The sequence below is a fragment of the Deltaproteobacteria bacterium genome (assembly GCA_005879795.1).
Lineage (GTDB): Bacteria > Desulfobacterota > Binatia > DP-6 > DP-6 > DP-6.
Genome location: VBKJ01000124.1, coordinates 1 through 5,125, shown reverse-complemented (window position 1 = coordinate 5,125; position 5,125 = coordinate 1). Strand labels below are relative to the sequence as shown.

Here is a 5,125-nt window from a genome sequence, read left to right as displayed (position 1 = left end):
TGGACCTTGCGCCAGTACCCCCACGGGAAGTGGACGACCTCGAGCTTCATCCCGTCCGGATCGGCGAAGAAGACCGCGTAGTACTGCGGGCCGTACTCGGGGTACTCCGCCGGCGGATCGAGGACCGTGATCCCCTCCCGCACGAGGAGCCCGTGGAAGCGACCCACCTCCTCGCGGCTGCGCACGCGGAGCGCGAGGTGGTGGAGGCCGACCCGGTAGCGGTCGAACACCGCGTTGCGCTCCGCCGGGCGAAGCACGATGGCGAGGTGAGCGTTGGCCCACGCGACGTATGTCGCGTGGGGCACGCGGCGGAAGCCGAGGGCGCCGAGAACCTTCTCGTAGAAGGGAATCGAGCGCGCGAGATCGTTGACGGTGAGATCGACGTGGTCGAGGCCGAGGACGTCCATCGGTGCCTCAGCCGCCATGCCTCCAACCCTCCGCAGTGAGGCTCTCCAGCTCGGCCCAGTAGGGCTCGTTCGGGTCGCCGGTGGGGAGACCTTCCTTCAGCAGCTCGTAGATACGCTTCGCGACGACGGAGCCAACGGCGTGAACGGCGTCGTGTCGATCGAGCCCCTCTGCCCGCAACCGCTCGAGCGTCCGGCGAACGGGGATCTCGTCACCGAGCGCGACCTGGTTCTCCACGATGACATGAATCGTTGCATGGAGTCTCACGTTGGGCAGTCTCACTCGCGCGCGCCGGTGGTACTGAAGAACGAGCTCTGTGCGCTCCCCCTCGTCCAGGGCGAGCCAGGCCTTGGGATCCGGCGCGTGCTGCGGGTCGTAGTGCTTTATCCGGAAGTCCTCCGTCACCCAACTCGCCACGTAGCGAAGGTCGTGAGGCATGAGTCTGCCTTCGTCGCGAAGGCGGCGGTACACCGGAACGGGATCGCCGTCTCGGAAGTGCTCGATGATCATGTAGAGCATCCTGGCCTCCGCCATGAACGCCAAGGCCAATCGCGGCCACAGAGTCCGCTACCGCCCGGCTTCGCGGGCAAGCCGCTCTCGCTTGGGATCAGGCGGCGCCTGGCAGCCGAGGATCGCCATGCCGGTCGATCCCGCTACGACCCCGTGTACCTCACCGGGGCGAACGAAGATCACGTCACCAGCCTGGACTGGGGTCATCCGCTCGCCTTCCTTCAGCCAGCCAGAGCCTGTGAACACGAAGAGCACGTCCTCGGACTCTTCATGGACGTGCTGGGGGAACTCGTCGCCGGGCTCATACCGGGTGTGGTTGACGGTGACGTGCCGAGCGCCGATCTCGCGCGACACGATGATGTTCGTGATCGTGTCTCCCATCGCGAGGGGCTTCCCCTCGCGGTTCACATTGAGGATCGTCGCCATGGAGTTACCTCCGTTGCTTGTCTACGGCGTTCGCCGTTCCCTCCGCTGGCGCGAAGAAGACGAGCAGCGGCAAGTCCTCCGTGATGGAATGAACTTCACTCGCCGCTAGTTCCGCACCAGCCTCGCCGATCCGGTTGCCGCACCCTCCGGCTCGAGGCGAATCAGCTTGGGGAGGGCGCCTTCGATCTGCCAGGCGGGGAGGTTCGAGTTGGACGTCCACACTGCGCCGCCGGGGCCGAACTCGATCTCGCGCGTGTAGGTGACGCGCGTCGGCAGCGGGTAGACCGTGAAGCGCTCGCTCGCCGGCTCGAAGCGGATCAGGGTGTCGGACTGGGTGCCGCAGATCCACACCGTGTCGGTCCGCCGCTCGACGTTGAGCGCGTAGGGGGTCTCCGTGCCGCGCGGCTCGGTGGGCAGGTCCCAGGTGCGGAACGCGCCGGCGCGCGGGTCGAAGCGGGCGAGCACGCTCGAGCTGAAGCCCGGGATCCAGAGGTTGCCCCGCGAGTCGAAGCGGAGCCGGCGCGGCGCGGCGAAGGGCGTGTCGATCAGCCGGATGTCCCCCGTCTCGGGGTCGAGCCGGCCGATGCGGTGCGCGTTCAGCTGGCTGAACCAGACGCCGCCGTCGGGCGCGATGTCGATGCCGTAGGGGATCGGGAGCTGCGGCGCGTCGCCCCCGCCCTCGGGATTGAACGGCACCCAGCGGCCGAGCCAGAGGAGCCACGGCACGGCACGCACGGCGAACGTCTCGCCCCAGGTGCGCGCCGGCAGGCGGTAGGTGCGCCGCTCGCCGCTCCGCGGGTCGATCATCGCCACCTGGTTCGAGACCGCGAGCGTGTACCAGGCGCGCCCGCGCGCGTCGAAGCGCAGCGTGTGCGGGTAGAGGCCGTCCTCCTGCAGGAAGATCTCGAACCGCTCCGTGCGCGGGTCGAAGCGGGCGATCTTGTTGCCGAGGCAGAGCGTGATCCAGATGCTGCCGTCGGGCGCCACCTGGAGGCTGTGCGGCGCGACGTGTGCGTCGGCGTTGGCGGGGATCGGTTGCAGGACGGTGAACACGCCGCCCAGGGGCGAGTCGCCGCGCGGGACGTCGAAGGTGCGCCGCTCGCCGGTGCGCGGGTCGAGGCGGTAGAGCTTGTCCTGGGTCGTGTCGACCGAGTAGACGCGCCCGTCGGGATGCACCGTGATGTCGTGCTGCATCGAGCCCGTGCCGCCGACCTCCCACTCGGTGATCACGGCGCGCGCCGCGACAGCGTCGGGCGGGGGCGGGGGCGCGAAGTGCTCGCCGAGCGCGGGCACGTAGGACGCCTCGGCGTAGGCCGCGTTCAGCGCCTCGGGCAGGCCGCTGCGCACGCGCGTCGAGAGAATGCCGCCCATGCGCGCCATGAGCGCGAAGATCTTCCGCCACTCCTCGGGATCGCGCTGCACGCGCGTCGCCCAGCTGCCCTGCTGGTGGCAGAAGGTGCACTGGCGGAGGAACTCCTCGCGCGCCGCGTCGTCGGGGAGGTGGGCGACCGCGAGGGCGAGCCACCGATTCGCCGGCAGCTGCCAGGCGAGCTCGCGCGGGTCGGTCTCGCGCTCGAGGACCAGCACCTTGTTCCCGGGCGTCGCGCCGGCGAGCTCCACCACCTCCGTCCGGTCGCGGAAGCCGGGCCGGCGCGCGCGCAGGTGGTAGCGGCCCGGCTCGAGCGGCGGCGTCGTCCAGCGGCCGTCGCCGTCGGCGTAGACCGTCGTCTCGCGCGCGAGTTCCAGGTGGCGCGCGGTGACGAGCGCGCCCACGACCGGCCGGCCCGCGGCGTCGGTGACGCGGCCCGCGAGCGGGGCGGGCGGCTCGGCGCGCGCGAGGAGCGGGACGAGGCAGACGAGGAGCAGGGCGCGGTTCATCATCGCACCTCCCCGGCCGCCGGGGCGGCCACGCGGAACTCGAGCACGAGGGGCTGCCGCTCGGCCCGGCGGGCGCGTCCCGTCATCTCCTGGCGGACGCCGTCCACGTCGACGAGCAGCGAGTACGGCACTTCGTCGGAGGCGCCGGCGCCGCACGTCTCGAGGAAATCCACGCCCACACGGTACCGCCCGGGAGGCGGGTTCGTCCACCGGGCGCGCTCGAGCTGCTCGCCGGCCTGCCGCCCGGCGCAGCGGGCGTCGCGCTCGAGGACCCCGCCGCTCGCCGTGCGCGGGTTCGCGAAATAGACGGTCTCGAAGGCCGGATCCGTCACGTAGAGGTCCAGGTCGACGGGCGCCGTCCAGCGGAGCGTCACCGTCGCGCCCGGCCGCGGCGGCTCGGGCGGGGCCGAGGCCGGCGGCGGGGGCGCCTGGCGGGAGCATGCGGCCCCGAGCACGAGGAGGCCGAGCGCCGTCCGCCTCATGCCAGCCGTCTCAGCACGGCGAGGTTCAGCCGGTCCTCGGCCAGGTCGGCGCCCTTCGGCGTCTCGATGCACATGGGCAGGCCGCGGAAGCGCCGGTCGCGCAGCAGCCGGCGGAAGGCGCCGAGACCGAGGGCGCCCCGACCGATGTGCTCGTGGCGATCGAGCCGCCCGCCGAGCGCGCACTTCGCGTCGTTCAGGTGGAACGCGACGATCCGGTCGATGCCCAGGTTGGCGTCGAGCTCGGCGAGCGCGGCCGCGTATCCGGCGGCTGAGCGGAGGTCGTAGCCCGCGGCGAAGGCGTGCTCCGTGTCGAGGCAGACGCGCAGCCGCTCGCCCCCGCGCGCCTCGGCGCAGAGCCGCCCGAGCTGCTCGAACCGCCAGCCGATCTGCGTTCCCTGACCGGCCGTGTTCTCGAGCGCGATGGTGGCGGTGCAGCCGCGGCACGCCTCGAGCACCTCGCCGAGCGAGCGCGCCGCGGTGCGCAGGCCCGCGTCCTCGCCCGCGCCGCAGTGCGCGCCCGGGTGCGCGACCAGGTACGGGATGCCGAGGCGCTCGCAGCGCTCGAGCTCGGCGATCAGCTCGCGCACCGAGCGCTCCCGCAGCGACTCGACCGGCGCCGCCGGGTTGGGCAGGTAGGAGTCATGCGCGAGCAGCGCCCGGATGCCGGTCGCCGCGCGCGCGGCGGCGAACGCGCGCACCTCGTCCTCGGCGAGCGGGCGCAGCGCCCACTGGCGCGCCGAGCGCGTGAAGATCTGCACCGCCTGGCAGCCGAGCGCTCGCCCGCGCTCGAGGGCGCGATGGAGCCCGCCCGCGATCGACTGATGCGCGCCGAGGAGCGGGCCGGACCGGGGCATTGGCGGGCGTGCCACTCGACGGGCCAAGCGGCCCCATGGCTACAGGCGCCGGCGCCGGAGCTCAACACCCGCGCGGAGGCCTCTGTTGACAGGCGCGACGCGCCGGAGGAGAGGTAGCGGACGAGCTTGGCGTCAGGTGCCTCCCGGCCTGGGGCCCGCACCCGGATCAAACCTCGCGTCGGTGCGTTCGGGCAGATCGGAAGGAGGTCCGATGCCTCTTCGACCACCCAGCAGTCCGCGACCGAGTCCCCAACCGCGCCGGGCCAGGGCCGTGCTCTCCGTTGGACGGCGGCTGTTCATCAACTGCCCGGGCGTCCCTCGCAGCGTGGCGCTGACGGACGACGCGGGTCGGAGCATCTCGGCGCTGGCTGATGGCGCCGAGGTGGAGATCGTCGCCTGGCGGCCGCGTGGCGGCTCCGGGACGCGCTACCGCGTGAGGTCGACGCGCGACCGCTGCGAGGGCTGGCTCGCCGCCGAGGAGCTTCGCCCGGCGCTGACGCCGGCGCCACCCGCAGCTTCGGACGCGGTTCCGCGAGGCGAAGCGCCGAGCGCGACCCGGGAGGACGTTCC

At 72.5% G+C, this 5,125-nt stretch carries 5 protein-coding genes; all 5 read right to left on the bottom strand.

Annotated elements, in window-relative coordinates; translation table 11 throughout:
- On the bottom strand, window positions 1-425 hold a 425-nt coding region (locus E6J59_06500), incomplete at its 3' end, for a hypothetical protein (GenBank protein TMB21099.1).
- Window positions 415-792, bottom strand: a complete 378-nt coding sequence (locus tag E6J59_06495; GenBank protein ID TMB21100.1) for a DUF1841 family protein — start codon at window positions 790-792, stop codon at window positions 415-417. The genes E6J59_06495 and E6J59_06500, both read right to left, overlap by 11 nt.
- 180 nt (window positions 793-972) lie before the next feature.
- Window positions 973-1,341, bottom strand: a complete 369-nt coding sequence (locus E6J59_06490; protein ID TMB21098.1) for a cupin domain-containing protein — start codon at window positions 1,339-1,341, stop codon at window positions 973-975.
- Between the two features lie 105 nt (window positions 1,342-1,446).
- A complete protein-coding gene (locus E6J59_06485; protein ID TMB21097.1) occupies window positions 1,447-3,660 on the bottom strand; it encodes a hypothetical protein in 2,214 nt (737 codons plus the stop codon).
- A 37-nt stretch (window positions 3,661-3,697) separates the two neighbouring features.
- A complete protein-coding gene (locus E6J59_06480; protein ID TMB21096.1) occupies window positions 3,698-4,555 on the bottom strand; it encodes a deoxyribonuclease IV in 858 nt (285 codons plus the stop codon).
- Between the last annotated feature and the right edge of the window lie 570 nt (window positions 4,556-5,125).